Here is a 15152-nt window from a genome sequence, read left to right as displayed (position 1 = left end):
CATGATCTACGACGCGCTGATCGCGCCTTTCATCGAATTCGAGTTCATGCGCCGCGCGCTGGCCGGCGTGATCGCATTGTCGCTCGGCGGTGCGCCGATCGGCGTGTTCCTCATGCTGCGCCGGATGAGCCTTGTGGGCGACGCAATGGCGCATGCCATCCTGCCGGGTGCCGCGATCGGCTTTCTGCTGTCCGGCCTGAACCTGTTCGCGATGACGTTCGGCGGACTTGTTGCGGGTTTTACGGTGGCGTTGCTGTCGGGGCTGGTCGCGCGCAGCACCGAGCTGAAAGAAGATGCCTCGCTGGCGGCGTTCTATCTGGTGTCGTTGGCGCTCGGCGTCACTATCGTCTCGGTCAAGGGCACCAACATCGATCTGCTGCATGTGCTGTTCGGCAATATTCTGGCGATGGACGACCAGACCCTGCTGGTGATCGCGTTCAACGCCACCATCACGCTGCTTGTGCTGGCGGTGATCTATCGCCCGCTGGTGATCGAGTGCGTCGATCCGGTATTTTTGCGCACGGTGAGCCGCGCCGGCGCACCCGCGCATCTCGCCTTCCTGGCGTTGGTCGTTATCAATCTGGTCAACGGCTTTCATGCGCTCGGCACGCTGCTGGCGGTGGGGTTGATGATCCTGCCCGCGGGCATTGCGCGATTCTGGTCGCGCGATATCACCGGCATGATCGGCATCGCGGTGGCGAGCGCCGCGCTGTCGGGCTTTGCGGGATTGCTGCTGTCGTTCCACACCAAGGTCCCTTCGGGACCTGCAATTATTCTGGTCTGCGCGGCGCTGTATGTGATCTCTGTCCTGTTCGGGAGCGTCAGCGGCCTCGTCCGGCAGCTCTTCCCCGGCCGCCATCTCGAAGCGTGAGGAGAAGCTGTGCTTCGATTCTTATCCATCATCGTTGTTGCAGTGGCTGCGCTTGCAAGTCGCGCCTCCGCACAGTCAGTTGATCCCGGACGCCTCAACGTTGTCGCGACATTCTCGATTCTTGGCGATTTCGCGAAGAATGTCGGTGGTGACCGGGTCAATGTGACAACACTGGTCGGACCCAACAGCGACACCCATGTCTACACGCCGACGCCTTCGGACGCGAAAAAGATCACCGATGCAAGGCTTGTGATCATCAACGGTCTCGGCCTTGAGGGCTGGTTGCAGCGTCTGGTCAAGTCATCCGGCAGCAAGGCGGTGACGGTGGTCGCCACCAAGAGCATTGCCGCGCGCAAGATCGAGGACGGCCACGACCATGGTCCCACGGATGCCGATCCACATGCCTGGCAATCGGTGCTCAATGCGAAAATCTATGTCGCCAACATCCGCGATGCGCTGATGGCGGCGGACCCGGCGGGTGCGGATGCCTACAAGGCCAATGCGAGCGCCTACCTCGGCAAGCTCGACGCGCTGGATCGCGACGTCCGGGAGGCGGTGGCGAAAATTCCGCCCGAGCGCCGCAGTGTGATCTCGACCCACGATGCCTTCGGCTATTTTGCCGCCGCCTATGGGATCAAATTTATCGCCCCGCAGGGCGTCTCGACCGAGTCCGAGCCCAGCGCCCGCGACATTGCAGCCATCATTTCCCAGATCAAAAGACAGAAAATTCCGGCTGTTTTTCTGGAAAATGTCAGCGATCCGCGCCTGATCCGGCGGATCGCCGCCGAGACCGGGGCGAATATCGGTGGAACGCTGTATTCGGACAGTCTGACCGACGAAAAGGGCCCGGCCCCCACTTACATTGATATGGTCCGGCACAATATAAAGGCCCTGACCAGCGCGCTGTCGAGCTAGGGCAGGGGCCACCCCGCCGCCGGGCGCGTTTTGATTGCCTGGAGATTTCATGTCTGAAGCCGCTGCCAACAAAATTCCCGTGACCGTTCTGACCGGCTACCTCGGTGCCGGAAAGACCACGCTGCTCAATCGCATCCTGTCCGAGAACCACGGCAAGAAGTACGCCGTAATCGTCAATGAGTTCGGCGAGATCGGCATCGACAACGACTTGATCGTCGGTGCGGACGAGGAAGTGTTCGAAATGAACAACGGCTGCGTCTGCTGCACCGTGCGCGGCGACCTCGTGCGCATCATCGACGGCCTGATGAAGCGAAAGGGCAAGTTCGACGCCATCATTCTGGAGACCACGGGTCTCGCCGACCCCGCTCCGGTGGCGCAGACTTTCTTCGTCGACGAAGATGTGCGCGAGAAGACCGCGCTCGATGCGGTGGTGACGGTGGCCGACGCCAAGTGGCTGAGCGATCGCCTCAAGGATGCACCGGAAGCCAAGAACCAGATCGCCTTCGCCGACGTCATCGTGCTGAACAAGACCGATCTCGTCACCAAGCCGGAACTGGCCGAGGTCGAGGCGCGTATCCGTGCGATCAATCCCTATGCGACGCTGCACCGGACCGAGCGCGCACAGGTGAAGCTGTCGGATGTGCTGGAGCGCGGCGCATTCGATCTCGACCGCATTCTCGAAATCGAGCCGGAATTCCTTGACGATGGCGGTCATGACCATGACCACGATCATCACCACCATGATCATGATGGCCACGACCATCATCACGACCATGGTCATTCCCACGGCGGCATGAAGCACTATCATGACGAGGACATGCAGTCGTTGTCGCTGCGGACCGACAGGCCGATCGACCCGACCAAGTTCATGCCGTGGCTGCAGGAACTGGTCGCCAAGGACGGGGAGAAGATCCTGCGTTCGAAGGGCATCCTTTCGTTCAAGGGCGACGACGACCGTTACGTCTTCCAGGGCGTCCACATGATGCTGGAGGGCGACCATCAGCGTAAATGGCGCAATGACGAGAAGCGCGAGAGCCGCCTGGTGTTTATCGGCCGCGAACTTCCCGAACAGGCGATCCGTGAAGGTTTTGAGAAGACCATCGCGTGATGAAGGACTTCAATCGGGCTCCGGAGACGGCCTCTATCGTTTCCGTCACTGATCGCGTCGCCAGCGTGAAGCTCGACGCGCCTGCGACCGCTGTGCATTTCCTCGGCGACGTTACGGCGTTTGTCGGCGCGGAAGAGAGCGTCACCTTCGCGGGCAGCGACGGCGAGGCAAAGCCGGTCGCAGTGCATGGCGGCGGCATCCTGTGCTCGGCGTCAGACAGCAAGCGCATCGTCATGGGCTGCGATGACGGCAAGCTGATCTCTCTCGATGCCAAGTCGAACATCGTGACGCTCGCCACCGACGCCAAGCGCCGCTGGATTGACAATGTCGCGTTGCATTCCGACGGCGCCGTTGCGTGGTCGGCGGGCAAAACGGCCTATGTCAAAGCTCCAAAGGGCGAGGCGAAATCGCTCGACGTGCCGTCCACGGTGGGAGGTCTGGCCTTCGCGCCGAAAGGCGTGCGGCTCGCGGTGGCGCATTACAATGGTGTGACGCTGTGGTTTCCCAATATGGGCGCGAAGCCAGAGTTTCTGGAGTGGAAAGGCTCGCATCTCGGCGTCACCTTCAGCGCCGACAACCGCTTCCTCGTCACATCGATGCATGAAGCGGCGCTGCACGGCTGGCGGCTGGCCGATTCACGGCACATGCGGATGACCGGATACCCGGCGCGGGTGCGCTCGATGTCATGGAGCGCGGGCGGGAAATTCCTTGCCACCTCCGGCTCGGACAGCGTGATCCTGTGGCCGTTTGCGAGCAAGGACGGACCGATGGGCAAGGAGCCGGGAATGCTTGCGCCGTTACACGCCAAGGCGACGGTGGTCGCTTGCCATCCCAAGGACGATATTTTCGCGGTCGGCTACAGCGACGGCACCATCCTGATGGTGCGCATCGAGGACGGCGCGGAAATCCTGGTGCGCAGGAACGCGGGGGAGCCGGTAGCCGCGCTGGCATGGAATGCGAAGGGATCGCTGCTTGCTTTCGCGACAGAGGACGGCGACGCTGGACTGCTTACCCTCTAATGGGTAAGCAGTCGTCATGCGCTTCCTGACGACATTTCAGTTTTATGATTTTCTCGACACGCTCGTCAGTCTGACGGCTGCGTTCGTGCTCGGCACCCTGATCGGGGCCGAGCGCCAGTATCGCCTGCGCACGGCGGGGCTGCGGACCAACGTGCTGGTTGCGGTCAGCGCCGCGGCATTTGTCGATCTGGCCATGCAGCTTGCCGATGCCGATGGCGCCGTGCGCGTAATCGCCTATGTGGTGTCGGGCATCGGCTTTCTCGGCGCCGGTGTCATCATGAAGGAAGGCATGAATGTCCGCGGCCTGAATACGGCGGCGACATTGTGGGGGTCTGCGGCGGTTGGATGCTGCGCGGGCGCCGACATGCTGGCGCAGGCGGTCACCCTGACGGCATTTGTTCTCGCTGGCAACACGCTGCTGCGGCCGCTGGTCAACGCCATCAACCGAAGCCCGCTGGACGAGCGCGCGTCGGAAGCCACCTACGAAATCAGGCTCACGGTCGATACCGCATCGATGGACGCCGTGCGCGATCTTCTGGTCGAGAAGCTGGAAGCGGCGAAGTATCCGGTCAGCGACGTCAATGTCATCGAACGTGCGGAAGATGTCGTGGAGATCGTGGCTACGCTGGTGAGCACGGCAGTCGACGCGAAAGAGCTCGACGCCGTCACGGCTGATCTCGCGCGCAGGCCGGGTGTCCGCCATGCGACATGGGACGTCAGCACCAAGGACTGACCCGCGCGGTTTGGTCCCGGCCGGTTCCGCATTTTCCTTCACAATTCATTGAGCGCGACAACGCGCGTTCAGGCATTTGTCGGAACCATCGCTTCGAGCATCCGTTGGCTCCTTTGGAAAGAATATCAATGGGTGCGGAGATGACTCCGAACGAAAAGCGAGCCAATCGAACCGATCTTATTCTGTCAGCGGTCTTGATTGCGGGCGGCCTGACACTGTCCGGAATTTCGCTGATGCAACTGGCATCGCGGGGCGAGATTCATTTTGCGCAAACCACGCAGCCGCCGGACACGCAGCCTTCAGTACCGGCCGGAAAGAGTGATGGACCGGCAGAATCGAAACCCGGCGGCACGAGACCTACGACACCCGCGCCGGAGCCGGCACGGCCTGATGCCGATGCGCAGAAGGCGGGTGCAAAGCCTGCGTTGCCGCCTGCGCCGGCGGAGAAGACCGGCGAGCCGATCAGGAACTAGCGCCAATCGAAAACAAAAAGGCCGGACATTTGCCCGGCCCTTCTGCGTGATGGGATGCTGACGTGATCAGCGCACCAGAACATTCTTGAACTGCCAGGGATCGCTGGTGTCGATGTCTTCGGGAAAGAGACCCGGACGATCCGTCAGCGGCGTCCAGTCGGTGTAGTAGCCCTTCACCGGCCCGAGATATGGCGTCTGGATTTCCAGCAGGCGATCGAAATCCATCTCGTCGGCTTCGACGATGCCTTCGTTCGGATTTTCCAGCGCCCACACCATGCCGCCGAGGACGGCGGACGTCACCTGCAGACCGGTGGCGTTCTGATAGGGCGCGAGTTTCCGCGTCTCCTCGATGGAGAGCTGCGAGCCGTACCAGTAGGCATTGTTGTCGTGGCCGAACAGCAGCACGCCGAGCTCGTCGATGCCATCGACGATCTCGTTTTCATCGAGGATGTGATGCTTCTCCTGCATCTTCGCCGCACGTCCGAACATTTCGTGCAGCGAGAGCACGGCGTCGTCCGCAGGGTGATAGGCATAGTGGCAGGTCGGCCTATAGATGACCTTGCCCGATGCGTCGCGCGCCGTGAAATAGTCGGAGATCGAAATCGACTCGTTGTGAGTGACGAGGAAACCGTATTGCGCGCCGCGCGTCGGGCACCACGTGCGCACGCGCGTATTGGCGCCGGGCTGCATCAGATAGATCGCCGCGCCGCATCCGGCTTCGTGGGTGTGTGCGTTTTCGGGCATCCACTTTTCGTGGGTGCCCCAGCCGAGTTCGGATGGCTGAACGCCTTCCGACAGAAAGCCTTCCACCGACCACGTGTTGACGAACACGTCCGGCTCCTTCGGCTTCTTCGAGCGCTGGGTGTCGCGTTCGGCGATGTGGATGCCCTTGATGCCGGCCTGGCGCATCAGGTCCGCCCATTCGGCCTTGGTCTTCGGGCGTGGTGCATTAAGCTTAAGGTCGGAGGCGACATTCAGCAGCGCCTGCTTGACGAAGAACGAGACCATGCCGGGATTGGCGCCGCAGCAGGAGACCGCCGTCGTCGAGCCCGCGGGACGGGCCCTCTTGGCCGCCAGCGTGTTTTCGCGCAGGGCATAGTTCGAGCGCGCTTCCGGTCCCTTCGACGCATCGAAATAGAAACCGAGCCACGGCTCGTTGACCGTGTCGATGTAGAGCGCGCCGAGTTCGTTGCAGAGCTCCATGATGTCGGTAGAGCCGGTATCGACCGAGAGGTTGACGCAGAAACCCTGCCCGCCGCCCTCGGTGAGCAGCGGCGTCAGCAGTTCGCGGTAATTGTCTTTGGTCACGCCCTGCTGGATGAAGCGCACATTGTGCTTTTCGCAATGAGCCTTGCGGCCCTCGTCCTTGGGATCGATCACCGTGATGCGCGACTTGTCGTAGTCGAGATGCCGCTCGATCATCGGCAGCGTGCCTTTGCCGATCGAGCCGAAGCCGATCATGACGATCGGGCCGGTGATACGCGCGTAGACGGGAAATTTGCTCAAAATCAGAACTCCGGATAGGCGGGGACATGCTGCAGCAGCGAAGAACTACGGCAACTTGGGGGTGACGGCAACGGTGCTTTGCCGCCGGGTTTTCATAAAGGTGTCTTGTGACGCCGTGTTATCGGGGCTGCTGAACCTTGAGCACGGTCAGGGAGCGCCAGCGGCCGCCGGGTGTCTGGAACTCGATGGTCTGTCCCACCGAAAGGCCGATGAGGGCCGCGCCGATCGGGGTCAGGATCGAGATTTTCCCCGCGTCCACATCCGCCGACTCGGGATAAACCAGCGTTACCTCGCGTTCCTGCATGCTGATGTCATCACGGAAGGTCACGTCCGAATCCATGGTGACAAGACCGGGCAGCAACCGGGTGTCCGGCAGAATCTCGGCGCGTTCGATCTCCCGCGCCAGGAAGTCGGTGGTCTGCGGATATTTTTCCGAGGCGGCCTCCGCGATGTTGCGGAGCCGGTCGGCGTCGCACATGCGCAGGGAAATGGGAGGCAGCGCGGGCTGCAAGTGGCTGGCCATGATGTTCTCCTTCAAGCTGCTGTTGGACCGGGCCGGTCGGGATCGTTGCCGCTGTGGCGCGCTGCGAATTTCATGGCGCGGTGGTGTTGCAGCGAAACGACGCCGGCTGGTGGGTCGAGATTTTCGACTGTGACGACGTGGCGAACTCCGTCGATTCCCACGTAAGGCATGCTCGATCCGGCGTGCAGACCGATCAGCGCTGCGCCAACGGGCGACAGCACCGAGACATGGAGGTGGCTGCTGCGGAATTTCGCGGGCAGAACGAGCATGCGGCTGTCCAGCGGCATTCCTTCGTCGGCGCGAAACGTCACCCAGTCGTCGAGACGCACGCAACGCAATGGCGCCGCTGCGTCGTGGACGTCCGCGCGGTTCAGTTCCGAAACCAGAAAGCCGCTCACCGGATGGCGCTCTTCGAGCGCCCGCACGGCGATCTGCCTCAGAATATGGAAGTCCTCCGACGCAATACTGATCGGAGGAATCGGTGCCGACATCATGATGTGCCTCACAATGAAATCGCGCGGCACGGATGTGCCGAGCGATGCCCGTGATTCAGTTTTACGAATAGGGGGAGATACGAACGATAAACGACCCGGGACGGCGCTGACGCGCGTCCGCCCGGGTCACCTTCGGGTTTGAAGGCGACCTGCGTGAAGCAGCAATCGGTTGTTACACACGTTCGACATGATGATCTTAAGCTATGGCCTGCGGCAGGAAAGTCAACGCATCAGCTGCGACATGTTGGCTCGCTTGCAGGCCAACATGTCGGGCACTGGTCTGGATGTCAGCTCCGGCGCTTCGCCGTGACTTCGATCTCGACTTTCATCTCCGGCTTATAAAGGGCGGAGACGGCGACGATCGTTGCTGCGGGGCGGATATCGCCGAGCGTCTCGCCGCACACGGCGAACACTGCATCGAAGTCCTTGGCATCAGTGACGTAGTAAGTCGCGCGCACGAGGTCGGCCATCTCGAAGCCGCCTTCCTTCAATGCGATGCCGATGGTCTTGAAGCAGTTGCGGGTCTGCTCGGCCACGTCTTCCGGCAGGACTTTCGTGACGGGATCGTAGCCGGTGGTGCCGGCGACGAAGCAAAGGTCACCATCGACAACGGCGCGGCTGTAGCCGGCAATCTTTTCGAACGGCGATCCGGATGAAATCAGGCGGCGGGACATCAGTCTCTTCCTTGTGACAACGAATTGCGGGGCTCATTTTCAGGCCCCGCAATGCCGGGTCTTGGCGTTCAAATCAAGCAGCCTGGATGAGAAGCTTTCGAGCCTTGCCGCCTGCGCGGACCGCCGCACGGCGCAATTTGTCGCCGGTCGCCACGATCATGCCGAAGGCCTCGTCCAGGGCGCCGGGGCGCAGCTCAACTGCCAGAAGCCGCTCGCGCTCGAACGGGCCGGGCAGCGCCAGCTCGCCGGTCTTGGCCGCCGAGAAGCCGAAGCGCGCGTAGTAGCCAGCGTCCCCGCGCAGGATCACAGCGCCATGGCCGCGGGCCTTCGCCGCCGCCAGCGCGTGATTCATCAGCGCCGCGCCGACGCCGAGCGAACGGCACGAGGCTTCGACCGCCAGCGGGCCGAGCACCAGCGCGGGGATGCCCCCGGCGCTGACGTGCCACAACCGCACGGTGCCGACCACGCGGCCCTGATGCACAGCCGAGAAGGCGAGGCCTTCGGCGGGCATGCGTCCGTCGCGCAGGCGCTGGCAGGTGCGCGCATGACGGCCTTCGCCGAAGCTCGCATCCAGCAGCGCTTCACGCGCGGCGACGTCCGAGGCTCGTTCCGCACGGATCGCGAACGGAGCGGCTTCGAGGGTGAGGGCGGTGGTCTTTTTCCAAACAGCAGTCATGGCACGTCAGTCCCCACTCCAGCGGCAAGGCGACCGCGGAGCGTTGTCAGCAAATAGCGATGTGACGGGATGGGAGCCGGCGGACCGGCTCCCGGTTATTTCAGGCCTCAGATGAGGCAGTTCAGATGTGGTAGGTTTTCAGCGGCGGGATGCCGTTGAAAGCCACCGCCGAATACGTCGACGTATACGCACCGGTGCCTTCGATCAGCAGCTTGTCGCCGATCTCGAGCGTGACGGGCAGCGGGTACGGCACCTTCTCGTACAGCACGTCTGCGGAGTCGCAGGTCGGGCCCGCGAGAATGCACGGAGCCATGTCCGCGCCGTCGTGCGGCGTGCGGATTTGGTAGCGGATCGACTCGTCCATCGTCTCGGCGAGGCCGCCGAACTTGCCGATGTCGAGGTAGACCCAGCGGTTCTCATCGTCGTCGCTCTTCTTCGAGATCAGAACGACTTCGGTCTCGATGATACCCGCATTGCCGACCATGCCGCGGCCCGGCTCGATGATGGTCTCCGGGATCTGGTTGCCGAAGTGCTTGCGAAGCGCGCGGAAGATCGACCGGCCGTACTGCACGACCGGAGGAACGTCCTTGAGGTACTTCGTCGGGAATCCGCCGCCCATGTTGACCAGGGACAGGTTGATTCCACGCTCGGCACAGTCACGGAACACCGTCGAAGCCATCGCCAGTGCGCGATCCCACGCCTTCACCTTACGCTGCTGCGAACCGACGTGGAACGAAATGCCCACCGGCTCGAGGCCCAGCTTCTTGGCGAGGTCGAGGACGTCGACAGCCATCTCCGGGTCGCAGCCGAACTTCCGCGACAGCGGCCACTCGGCGCCGGCGCAGTCGTACAGGATGCGGCAGAAGACCTTCGCGCCGGGAGCGGCACGGGAGATCTTCTCGACTTCGGCGGCGCAGTCCACCGCAAACAGGCGGATGCCGAGCGCGAAGGCGCGCGCGATGTCGCGCTCCTTCTTGATCGTATTGCCGAAGGAGATGCGGTCCGGGGTCGCACCGGCAGCCAGTGCCATTTCGATCTCCGCAACGGTTGCGGTGTCGAAGCACGAGCCGAGCGAAGCCAGCAGCGACAGCACTTCCGGCGCCGGGTTCGCCTTGACGGCATAGAACACGCGCGAGTCAGGCAGCGCCTTCGCGAAGGTCTGGTAGTTGTCGCGCACGACTTCGAGGTCGACGACGAGGCATGGCTCGGTGTCGAGGCCCTCGCTGCGGCGGTTGCGCAGGAATTCCTGGATACGGTCGGTCATAGCACCCTCCCAAACGCCCAGCGACGGGACGTCCAAAAATGATGTCGGATGAGCGATAGACCTGTGCCGCACTGTGGAGACGCGACAGAGCCTAAAACTCAAACCAAACTGTGCTGCCGTGGATTGGTTGGGATTTTCCCGCCCGCACACCTGGCAATGAAGGACAAGCCTTTTCAGTAGCCCGCGCCGGCGGTGGAATGCCGGTAGAGACCAAAAAAGCCCGATCCGTCGTTGCTTTAAGTCGCGTCCCCCGTTGAGAGCGGGGTGCGCCGGTTCGCCTCCGGCTGCCAGTCACGGTTGCAAGGAGCAAAGTCGCCTTCAACGGCATCCCTGGAGAGAGATGCTGGCCTCTTAGTTTGAGCTAAGCGACCCTCGGCTTCTTCGTCCCTTGGCGGCTGTCCGGCCTCTTGTCCGGATACCTACCGACTGACACACGACCACAGGCACGTGCGAAATTGGGCAAGGGTGGAAATATGAGTTTTGAGTCTGGTTCGCAAGTATTTTCTACGCCACGGGATAACTTTCCCGATAGCGTGATCGAAATGTCGCGCGTGAGTTAACGAACTGAGAGAAAGATGAATGCGCGTTAATTTTTCGGCGTGTGAAAAGCGCCTGCGGCGCAGCCGGAATCTCAGATCTTCCGGGTAAACGGCTCGACGCGCTGCGCGCCGCGCACAAACGCGATCATGATGACGACGCCGATCAGGAAGAGCACGATCTGGACGATGTGAGCGGCGGTGTCGCTGAGGCCGAACAGGATCGCGAGCGCCCAGCCTCCGGCGAATGCCGCGCCGAACACCTCGGCGCCGATCAGGATCGCTGCGCTGATGACGGTGATGACGCTGGGCCACGCGATTTCGCGGGCGTTGGCTTCGAGCTTCTTGGCGTTCATGACTTTGTGATCCCGTTTCGGGCCGCAATCTCTGCGAAATCGCGGTCCCGATCAAGGGTTAGGGCGCAAAAAAGCCCCACCGGATGATATAGAGGGTGCCTTGGAAATTGCTGGAAATAAGGCCTTACCATGTCAGAAGCGTCCGCAACGGCTGCCGTCCCCAACACCAACCCGCTACTGACAGCCTGGCAGACACCGTTCGAGACGCCGCCCTTCGCCGACATCCGTCCTGAGCATTTCCTGCCGGCCTTCGACAAGGCCTTTGCGGCTCACTCCGCCGAGATCGAGGCGATCAAGGCGAACCCGGCCGAGCCGACCTTCGAGAACACCGTCACGGCGCTGGAGCGGGCCGGCAAGCTGCTCTCGAAAGTCTCGGCGGTGTTCTATGACCTCGTGGGCGCGCACTCCAATCCCGAGCTTCTCAAGATTGAGTCCGAGGTGGCGCTGAAGCAGGCGCGGCACTGGAATCCGATCAGCATGGACGCTGTGCTGTTTGGCCGCGTCTCCAAGCTGCGCGACAAGGCCGCCTCGCTCAATCTGACGGGCGAGCAGGCGCGGCTGCTGGAGCGGACCTGGACCAGCTTCCATCGCTCCGGCGCCGGGCTCAGCGAGGCCGCCAAGGCCCGGACCGCGGAGATCAACGAGCGGCTGGCGCATCTGGCGACATCGTTCAGCCATCATCTGCTCGGCGACGAGCAGGACTGGACCATGGAGCTTGGCGAGGGCGATCTGGCGGGCCTGCCGGCCAGCTTCGTCGCATCTGCCAAGGCCGCGGCAGAAGAGCGCGGCATGCCTGGCAAGATGGTGGTGACGCTGTCGCGGTCGTCGGTCGAGCCGTTCCTGAAGGACTCCAGCCGCCGCGACCTGCGCGAGAAGGTGTTCAAGGCCTTCACTGCCCGCGGCGATAACGGCAACGACAACGACAACAGCGCCACCATCCTCGAGGTTTTGAAGCTGCGCGAGGAGCGGGCGAAAATCCTCGGCTATCCGAGCTTCGCCGCCTACCGCCTGGAAGATTCCATGGCCAAGACTCCGGAGGCCGTACGCGGCCTCTTGGAGCGGGTCTGGAAGCCGGCCCGCGCCCGCGCCATGGCCGACCGCGACGCCCTGCAGGCGCTGATCGCAGAGGAGGGCGGCAACTTCAGGCTCGCCGCCTGGGACTGGCGCTACTACGCCGAGAAGCTGCGCCAGCGCCGCGCTAATTTCGACGATGCCGCGATCAAGCCTTATCTCGCGCTGGACAACATGATCGACGCCGCCTTCGACGTCGCGACCCGGCTGTTCGGGGTGACCTTCAGCGAGCGCAAGGATATTCCTGTCTGGCATCCGGATGTGCGGGTCTGGGAGGTCAAGGACGCCAAGGGCAACCACAAGGCGCTGTTCTATGGCGATTACTTCGCGCGTCCCTCCAAGCGTTCCGGCGCCTGGATGACGTCGCTGCGCGACCAGCAGAAGCTCGATGGCGATGTCGCGCCGCTGGTCATCAATGTCTGTAACTTCTCCAAGGGGACCGACGGCCAGCCGTCGCTGCTGTCGCCGGACGATGCCCGCACATTGTTCCACGAATTCGGGCATGGCCTGCACGGCATGCTGTCGAATGTGATGTATCCCTCGCTGTCCGGGACCAGCGTGTTCACCGATTTCGTCGAGTTGCCGTCCCAGCTTTACGAACACTGGCAGGAGCAGCCGGAGGTGCTGCAAAAGTTCGCGCGGCACTACCAGACCGGCGAGCCGCTGCCGGAGGATCTGCTCAAGCGCTTCATTGCCGCGCGCAAGTTCAACCAGGGCTTCGCCACGGTGGAATTCGTCTCGTCGGCGCTGATCGATCTCGAATTCCATACCCAGCCGGCGGCTTCGATCACTGACGTGCGCGCCTTCGAGAAGCAGGAGCTGGAGAAGATCGGCATGCCTGCCGAAATCGCGTTGCGGCACCGGCCGCAGCAGTTCGGGCATATCTTCTCCGGCGATCATTATGCGTCGGGCTACTACAGCTACATGTGGTCGGAGGTGATGGATGCGGATGCGTTCGGCGCCTTCGAGGAAGCGCACGACATCTTCGATCCGGCGGTCGCGAAGCGGCTACATGACGACATTTATTCGTCGGGCGGCTCGCGCGATCCGGAAGATGCCTACATTGCCTTCCGCGGACGTAAGCCCGAACCCGACGCGCTGCTGCGCCGCCGCGGTCTGCTCAACGAACCTGAAGCCGCATAGGACCTGATAACGATGCGCCGTCTCATTCAGTGTTTCTTCGCTGTGGCTATGCTGGCAGTCACCGCCGGTGCGGCGCAGGCGCATCCGCATGTCTGGATCGTAGCCAAGAGCGAGTTGATCTACGCCCCCGACGGATCGATCACCGGCATACGTCACGCATGGACCTTCGACGACATGTTCTCGACCTATGCCTTGCAGGGCATCGAGAGCAAGACCAAGGGCGTTTACACCCGCGACGAGCTGAAACCGCTGGCGCAGACCAATGTGGAGTCGCTGAAGGAATACGCCTTCTTTACCTTCGCCAAGGCAGGCGGCGCGGGCAGCCAGAAGAAGGAAAAATTCAACGATCCGATCGACTACTATCTCGAATACAAGGACTCGGCGCTGACGCTGCACTTCACGTTGCCATTCAAGGCGCCGGTCAAGACCCCGGCACTGGCGCTAGAGGTGTTCGATCCGTCCTACTTCATTGATTTTCAGTTGAACGAAAAGGACCCGGTAACGCTCGTCGGCGCCCCGGCGACCTGCAAGCTGTCGGTCCAGCGTCCGACCGACGGCAGCGCGCAGGCGCAGACCATGAACGAGCAGACGTTCCTGAACGGCGACAATTCGAATTATGGCGCGATGTTCGCCAACAAGATCACGGTGGATTGCCCCTGATGGATATCTCTCGTCCCATGCTGAAGCGGCTCGCGATTGCGGGTGCGGTCACGCTCGCCGTCGCGGGTCTTGCCGATGTGCTGTTGCATGCCGCGTGGGCGCAAAATCCCTTCGGCGCTCCGAAGGGAGCCGTTGCCGAGCCGCAGGTCAGCGGCATCATTGGCTGGCTGCTGGCCAAGCAATCCGAATTTTATCTCCAGATGTCGAAGACCATTCGTGCCGCCAAGACCGATGGCAGCGCGGTATGGGCGCTGCTCGGCATTTCCTTCGCCTACGGTGTCTTTCACGCGGCCGGTCCGGGTCACGGCAAGGCCGTGATCTCGTCCTACCTCGTCGCCAACGAGGAGACAGCCAGGCGTGGCATCGTGCTGTCATTCGCCTCCGCCCTGATGCAGGCGTTGATGGCGATTGCCATCGTCGGTATCGGCGCAGCCGTCTTGAATGTGACAGCCGGTCAGATGTGCGGGGCCGAGCGGGTCATCGAAATCGCCAGCTACGGTCTGATCGCGGCGTTCGGCGCGCGGCTGGTCTGGAGCAAAGGCGGCGGGTTTTTCCGCGCGCTGCGGTCATGGCGCGGTGCGCCGTCGCCGCTCGTTCCTGCGATGGCGCATGCGCACGGTCACGATCATGCCCATCACGATCATGGGCATTCTCACGATACGCATGAGCGAGTTCCCCACGATCACGCACATGCCCACCACCATGATCACAACCATCCGGATCATGTTCACGATGAGCACTGCGGTCATTCCCATGGCCCGGAGCCGAGTGCGCTCGCCGGTCCCGGCGGCTGGTCGCGCGGATTGAGCGCCATACTGACGGTCGGCATCCGGCCGTGCTCCGGCGCTATCCTCGTGTTGGTGTTTGCGTTGGCGCAGGGCCTGTTCTGGGCGGGCGTAGCGGCAACGCTGCTGATGGGGCTCGGCACCGCGATCACCGTCTCGGCCATTGCGATCATCGCGGTGTCGGCCAAGGGTCTCGCCAGCCGCATGGCCGCGGGCCGCGATGGCGGCGGCGCGATCCTGCTGCGCGGAATCGAGTTTGGCGCCGCGGCCTTGGTGCTGCTGTTCGGCACCGGCCTGCTGCTGGGATACATTGGCGCGGAACGGGTCACCTGTTTCTGATCCCGG

16 protein-coding genes are annotated in these 15152 nt (G+C 62.6%); 9 read left to right on the top strand and 7 right to left on the bottom strand.

Annotated elements, in window-relative coordinates; all coding sequences use genetic code 11:
- Position 1: 1 nt before the first annotated feature.
- The 6 genes from AC1Q67_RS14225 to AC1Q67_RS14200 all read left to right on the top strand — a co-directional run bounded on the left by AC1Q67_RS14225 (position 2) and on the right by AC1Q67_RS14200 (position 5119).
- Positions 2 to 871 (top strand): metal ABC transporter permease, encoded by an 870-nt coding sequence (locus AC1Q67_RS14225; protein WP_492236055.1) that lies wholly within the window; start codon positions 2 to 4, stop codon positions 869 to 871.
- A gap of 9 nt (positions 872 to 880) precedes the next feature.
- Positions 881 to 1786: a metal ABC transporter substrate-binding protein gene (locus tag AC1Q67_RS14220; RefSeq protein WP_492236054.1), complete on the top strand. Its 906-nt coding sequence runs from the start codon at positions 881 to 883 to the stop codon at positions 1784 to 1786.
- A 49-nt stretch (positions 1787 to 1835) separates the two neighbouring features.
- The gene (locus tag AC1Q67_RS14215; RefSeq protein ID WP_492236053.1) at positions 1836 to 2894 is read left to right on the top strand and encodes a CobW family GTP-binding protein; all 1059 of its coding nucleotides are present in this window, start codon (positions 1836 to 1838) and stop codon (positions 2892 to 2894) included.
- Entirely contained in the window at positions 2894 to 3913 is a 1020-nt protein-coding gene (locus AC1Q67_RS14210; protein ID WP_492236052.1) for a WD40 repeat domain-containing protein, read from the top strand. The genes AC1Q67_RS14215 and AC1Q67_RS14210 overlap by 1 nt, the downstream gene beginning before the upstream one ends.
- A gap of 16 nt (positions 3914 to 3929) precedes the next feature.
- Positions 3930 to 4646: an MgtC/SapB family protein gene (locus AC1Q67_RS14205; protein ID WP_492236051.1), complete on the top strand. Its 717-nt coding sequence runs from the start codon at positions 3930 to 3932 to the stop codon at positions 4644 to 4646.
- 140 nt (positions 4647 to 4786) lie between these two features.
- A complete protein-coding gene (locus AC1Q67_RS14200; RefSeq protein ID WP_492236050.1) occupies positions 4787 to 5119 on the top strand; it encodes a hypothetical protein in 333 nt (110 codons plus the stop codon).
- 66 nt (positions 5120 to 5185) lie between these two features.
- Here AC1Q67_RS14200 and AC1Q67_RS14195 read toward each other — a convergent pair whose 3' ends face one another.
- The 7 genes from AC1Q67_RS14195 to AC1Q67_RS14165 form a co-directional block, all read right to left on the bottom strand.
- Positions 5186 to 6580: a homospermidine synthase gene (locus tag AC1Q67_RS14195; protein WP_492236460.1), complete on the bottom strand. Its 1395-nt coding sequence runs from the start codon at positions 6578 to 6580 to the stop codon at positions 5186 to 5188.
- A gap of 163 nt (positions 6581 to 6743) precedes the next feature.
- The gene (rnk, locus tag AC1Q67_RS14190) at positions 6744 to 7148 is read right to left on the bottom strand and encodes a nucleoside diphosphate kinase regulator (protein WP_024575897.1); all 405 of its coding nucleotides are present in this window, start codon (positions 7146 to 7148) and stop codon (positions 6744 to 6746) included.
- An 11-nt stretch (positions 7149 to 7159) separates the two neighbouring features.
- Positions 7160 to 7642, bottom strand: a complete 483-nt coding sequence (locus AC1Q67_RS14185; RefSeq protein WP_492236049.1) for a GreA/GreB family elongation factor — start codon at positions 7640 to 7642, stop codon at positions 7160 to 7162.
- 287 nt (positions 7643 to 7929) lie between these two features.
- Entirely contained in the window at positions 7930 to 8316 is a 387-nt protein-coding gene (locus AC1Q67_RS14180; RefSeq protein WP_492236048.1) for a RidA family protein, read from the bottom strand.
- Positions 8317 to 8389: 73 nt separating this feature from the next.
- Entirely contained in the window at positions 8390 to 8992 is a 603-nt protein-coding gene (locus AC1Q67_RS14175; protein WP_492236047.1) for a GNAT family N-acetyltransferase, read from the bottom strand.
- Between the two features lie 121 nt (positions 8993 to 9113).
- Complete coding sequence (locus tag AC1Q67_RS14170) at positions 9114 to 10256, bottom strand: type III PLP-dependent enzyme (protein ID WP_492236046.1); 1143 nt, start codon at positions 10254 to 10256, stop codon at positions 9114 to 9116.
- 631 nt (positions 10257 to 10887) lie between these two features.
- Positions 10888 to 11148 carry a hypothetical protein gene (locus AC1Q67_RS14165; protein ID WP_024575902.1) on the bottom strand — a complete coding sequence of 87 codons (261 nt, stop codon included), beginning with the start codon at positions 11146 to 11148 and terminating at the stop codon, positions 10888 to 10890.
- A 129-nt stretch (positions 11149 to 11277) separates the two neighbouring features.
- Between AC1Q67_RS14165 and AC1Q67_RS14160 the strand changes: the two genes are divergently transcribed.
- The 3 genes from AC1Q67_RS14160 to AC1Q67_RS14150 are packed head-to-tail and all read left to right on the top strand — an operon-like array spanning position 11278 to position 15146.
- Positions 11278 to 13362: a M3 family metallopeptidase gene (locus AC1Q67_RS14160; protein ID WP_492236045.1), complete on the top strand. Its 2085-nt coding sequence runs from the start codon at positions 11278 to 11280 to the stop codon at positions 13360 to 13362.
- 12 nt (positions 13363 to 13374) lie between these two features.
- Complete coding sequence (locus AC1Q67_RS14155) at positions 13375 to 14022, top strand: DUF1007 family protein (protein WP_492236044.1); 648 nt, start codon at positions 13375 to 13377, stop codon at positions 14020 to 14022.
- A complete protein-coding gene (locus tag AC1Q67_RS14150; protein WP_492236043.1) occupies positions 14022 to 15146 on the top strand; it encodes a nickel/cobalt transporter in 1125 nt (374 codons plus the stop codon). The genes AC1Q67_RS14155 and AC1Q67_RS14150 overlap by 1 nt, the downstream gene beginning before the upstream one ends.
- Positions 15147 to 15152 lie beyond the last annotated feature (6 nt).

This window comes from Afipia sp. GW823-FHT06G09, assembly GCF_058794875.1.
The sequence above is the reverse complement of the archived record's forward strand: the minus strand, read 5'-3'. Positions and strand labels throughout refer to the sequence as shown.

Excerpts from the sequence above, each read along its gene's own strand:
- rnk (WP_024575897.1), bottom strand. The coding sequence starts at position 7,148 with ATGGCCAGCCACTTGCAGCCCGCGCTGCCTCCCATTTCCCTGCGCATG.
- AC1Q67_RS14150 (WP_492236043.1), top strand. The coding sequence starts at position 14,022 with ATGGATATCTCTCGTCCCATGCTGAAGCGGCTCGCGATTGCGGGTGCG.
- AC1Q67_RS14165 (WP_024575902.1), bottom strand. The coding sequence starts at position 11,148 with ATGAACGCCAAGAAGCTCGAAGCCAACGCCCGCGAAATCGCGTGGCCC.
- AC1Q67_RS14155 (WP_492236044.1), top strand. The coding sequence starts at position 13,375 with ATGCGCCGTCTCATTCAGTGTTTCTTCGCTGTGGCTATGCTGGCAGTC.
- AC1Q67_RS14200 (WP_492236050.1), top strand. The coding sequence starts at position 4,787 with ATGACTCCGAACGAAAAGCGAGCCAATCGAACCGATCTTATTCTGTCA.
- AC1Q67_RS14225 (WP_492236055.1), top strand. The coding sequence starts at position 2 with ATGATCTACGACGCGCTGATCGCGCCTTTCATCGAATTCGAGTTCATG.
- AC1Q67_RS14195 (WP_492236460.1), bottom strand. The coding sequence starts at position 6,580 with ATGATCGGCTTCGGCTCGATCGGCAAAGGCACGCTGCCGATGATCGAG.
- AC1Q67_RS14210 (WP_492236052.1), top strand. The coding sequence starts at position 2,894 with ATGAAGGACTTCAATCGGGCTCCGGAGACGGCCTCTATCGTTTCCGTC.
- AC1Q67_RS14170 (WP_492236046.1), bottom strand. The coding sequence starts at position 10,256 with ATGACCGACCGTATCCAGGAATTCCTGCGCAACCGCCGCAGCGAGGGC.
- AC1Q67_RS14160 (WP_492236045.1), top strand. The coding sequence starts at position 11,278 with ATGTCAGAAGCGTCCGCAACGGCTGCCGTCCCCAACACCAACCCGCTA.
- AC1Q67_RS14215 (WP_492236053.1), top strand. The coding sequence starts at position 1,836 with ATGTCTGAAGCCGCTGCCAACAAAATTCCCGTGACCGTTCTGACCGGC.
- AC1Q67_RS14185 (WP_492236049.1), bottom strand. The coding sequence starts at position 7,642 with ATGATGTCGGCACCGATTCCTCCGATCAGTATTGCGTCGGAGGACTTC.
- AC1Q67_RS14180 (WP_492236048.1), bottom strand. The coding sequence starts at position 8,316 with ATGTCCCGCCGCCTGATTTCATCCGGATCGCCGTTCGAAAAGATTGCC.
- AC1Q67_RS14205 (WP_492236051.1), top strand. The coding sequence starts at position 3,930 with ATGCGCTTCCTGACGACATTTCAGTTTTATGATTTTCTCGACACGCTC.
- AC1Q67_RS14175 (WP_492236047.1), bottom strand. The coding sequence starts at position 8,992 with ATGACTGCTGTTTGGAAAAAGACCACCGCCCTCACCCTCGAAGCCGCT.